General features: G+C 72.5%; 4 protein-coding genes. All 4 read left to right on the forward strand.

Going from position 1 to position 3,093, the window contains the following annotated elements; all coding sequences use genetic code 11:
• Positions 1-697, forward strand: a 697-nt coding sequence (locus G6023_RS08855) for a DUF2520 domain-containing protein (protein WP_182635064.1), incomplete at its 5' end; no start/stop codon positions are given.
• Positions 694-1,680 (forward strand): pantoate--beta-alanine ligase, encoded by a 987-nt coding sequence (panC, locus tag G6023_RS08860; protein WP_182635066.1) that lies wholly within the window; start codon positions 694-696, stop codon positions 1,678-1,680. The genes G6023_RS08855 and panC, both read left to right, overlap by 4 nt.
• Positions 1,681-2,106, forward strand: coding sequence for an aspartate 1-decarboxylase (gene panD, locus G6023_RS08865; RefSeq protein ID WP_067711586.1), 426 nt, complete (start codon positions 1,681-1,683; stop codon positions 2,104-2,106).
• Between the two features lie 16 nt (positions 2,107-2,122).
• On the forward strand, positions 2,123-2,893 hold the full coding sequence (locus tag G6023_RS08870) for a type III pantothenate kinase (RefSeq protein ID WP_067711588.1): 771 nt from the start codon (positions 2,123-2,125) through the stop codon (positions 2,891-2,893).
• Positions 2,894-3,093: the final 200 nt, after the last annotated feature.

Here is a 3,093-nt window from a genome sequence, read left to right on the forward strand (position 1 = left end):
GGTCGTGGCCGAGCTCGCCGACGTGAACGCCTTCCGGCCGGGCCACATCGTCGTCCACGTGGCCGGCGCAGTGGGCGCGGAAGTCCTGCGCCCCGCCGCCGACGCCGGTGCCGTGGTCGTCGCCGCGCACCCGGCCATGACCTTCACCGGGGGAGCGGCCGATATCGACCGCATGGAGGGGTGCTCGTGGGCGCTCACCTCCCCGGACGAGATCGGACTGGTCGTCGGCCAGATGCTGGTCATGGAGACCGGTGGCCTGCCCGTCACCGTCGCCGAATCCCATCGGGCCCTCTACCACGCGGCCCTCGCGCACGGCGCCAACCACCTCGTCACCCTCGTCAACGACGCCGCCGAGGCGCTCGCCGCGTCGTTCGCCGTCCTGCCCGGGGGCGGAGTCGAGGGCGATCCCGACGGCATGCTCGGGCAGGACGCGGAGGCGCTCGCGCGCCGCACCCTGGAGCCGCTCCTGCGGGCCGCCCTCGACAACGTCCTGGCCTCCGGGGACTCGGCCCTGACCGGTCCGGTGATGCGCGGTGACGCCGTCACGGTCTCCCGTCACCTCGATGCCCTCGAGGACGTCGACGGGGGCATCGCCGCCGGCTACCGGGCGCTCGCGTTGCGCACCGCCGACCGCGTCGGGGCCGGAGCCGACGTGACCGACCTCCTGGCCCCCGACCTCACGGAGCAGCTTCGATGACCCCCACCACCTTCGCGGTCCGGACCGCGGTCCCCGGTCGCCCGAACACCGGATACAACCGGGGTGAGCTGACCATTCACCACGACCCGTCCTCGCTGCGCGCGGTCACCGAGTCGCTGCGCAAGGTCGGCAAGCAGATCACGTTCGTCCCCACCATGGGCGCCCTCCACGAGGGGCATCTCGCGCTGGTCGAGGCCGCCCGCCGCACCCCGGGGTCGGTCGTGGTGGTGTCGATCTTCGTCAACCCTCTGCAGTTCGGGCCCGGCGAGGACCTCGACGCCTACCCGCGCACCCTCGACGAGGACGTGGCCCGGCTCGCCGACGCCGGCGTGGAACTCGTCTTCGCGCCCAGCGCGGCCACCATGTACCCGGACGGACCCCGCACGACGGTGCAGCCCGGCCCGACCGGTGAGATCCTCGACGGGGCCGCGCGACCCGGCCACTTCGCCGGGATGCTCACGGTGGTGAACAAGTTGTTCAACATCGTCTCCCCCCACCAGGCGTTCTTCGGGGAGAAGGACTACCAGCAGTTGGTGCTCATCCGCCAGATGGTGGCGGACCTGGACATGGACGTGCGCGTGGTCGGCGTCCCGACCATCCGGGAGTCGGACGGGCTGGCGATGAGCTCCCGCAACCGCTACCTGTCCGCCGAGGAGCGGGAACTGGCCACCGTCCTCAACGCCGCCCTCGTGGCGGGGACGTTCGCCGCGAAGGGCGGGCGCCGGGCCGTCGTCGACGCCGCCCGCGCGGTCCTGGACGAGCGGCCGCAGATCTCGATCGACTACCTCGAGCTGCGCGCCGGGGACCTCGGGGAACCGCCGGAGGAGGGTCCCGGCAGGCTTCTCGTCGCGGCCCGCATCGGGACCACCAGACTCATCGACAACGTCGGCGTGGCGATCGGTACCGGCTTCGTCGCCGCCGCCGAGGCCACCGTCGCCGCCCAACAGGCCGAGATGGCCCGTGACCTCGAGGAAGGCCAGTAGATGCAGCGCACCATGCTCCACTCCAAGATCCACCGTGCCACCGTCACCCAGGCCGACCTGCACTACGTCGGTTCCTGCACGATCGACGCCGACCTCATGGACGCCGCCGACCTGCTCGAGGGCCAGCAGATCGACATCGTCGACATCGACAACGGCGCCCGCCTGACCACCTACGCCATCACCGGCGAGCGCGGCTCCGGCGTGATCAGCATCAACGGCGCCGCCGCCCACCTCGTGCACCCCGGCGACCTGGTCATCATCATCGCCTACGCCCAGATGTCCGACGCCGAGGCGCGGGCCTACTCCCCCCGCGTGGTGTTCGTCGACGGCGACAACCGCATGCTCACCGAGGGCACCGACCCCGCGGACGTGCCCGAGGGCTCGGGTCTGAAGAACCCCCGCGTGCCGGAGCCCGCCGCCGTCTAGGCAGCGCGGACAGAAGATGCTGCTCACCGTCGACGTCGGCAACACCCACATCCGGCTCGGCATCTTCCCCCCGGGCGGCGGGCCGCTCGTGCGCACCTGGAGTATGCGCACGTCACCGGCGGTGACCTCGGACGAACTCGCCCTGACGATCCGCGGCCTGCTGGGGGACTGCGCGCAGCAGCTCACCGGAATCTCCGCGATGTCCGTGGTCCCGTCTGTCACCGGGGAACTGCGCCGGATGGCCGCCGACTACTGGCCGGGACTGCCGGCCGTCGTCGTCGCGCCCGGGGTGAAGACCGGGGTGCCGCTCAAGGTCGACAACCCGCGGGAGGTGGGCTCGGACCGCGTGGTCAACGCGTTGGCCGCCCACACGCTGTTCGAGGGGCCCGTCGTCGTCGTCGACGTCGACACGGCGACCACCGTCGACGCCGTCTCCGCCCGCGGCGAGCTGCTCGGTGGGGCGATCGCGCCCGGCATCGACATCTCCGTCGACGCCCTCGCCGAGCGCGCCGCCGCCCTGCGCAAGATCGAGGTCGTGCGGCCGAAGGGAGCCCTGGGCAAGAACACCGTCGCGGCACTCCAGGCCGGCATCGTGATCGGGTTCGCCGGCCAGATCGACGCACTCGTGGACCGGCTGCGCACCGACGTCCCCGAGCTCGCCGACGCCTCCGTCGTCCTCACGGGGCTGCGCGCGGACGTCGTGGCGGAGGAATCCCGGACCATCACCGACGTCGAGCCCGAACTGGCGCTGGAGGGCCTGCGGTTGGTGTTCGAGCGCAATTCCTGAGCTGAGCAGCTCGCCGAGGTTCTCCCTCACACGCAGGGGCTCCCGCGCGTGGACTCCCGCTCGCGCTCCTGTCCGCCGGAAACGCAGCCGCCCGCGGCGATGGCGTCTGGCCTGCACCGCGGGGCGCGCGAGACGCCGTCGAGAGAGGCGACTGTCGGGGGCGAGCAGGCGGCCGAGCGGATGCCGGGGCCGTGGCTCAG

It is taken from the genome of Dietzia sp. DQ11-71, from assembly GCF_014144995.1.
GTDB classification, from domain to species: Bacteria; Actinomycetota; Actinomycetes; order Mycobacteriales; family Mycobacteriaceae; genus Dietzia; species Dietzia kunjamensis.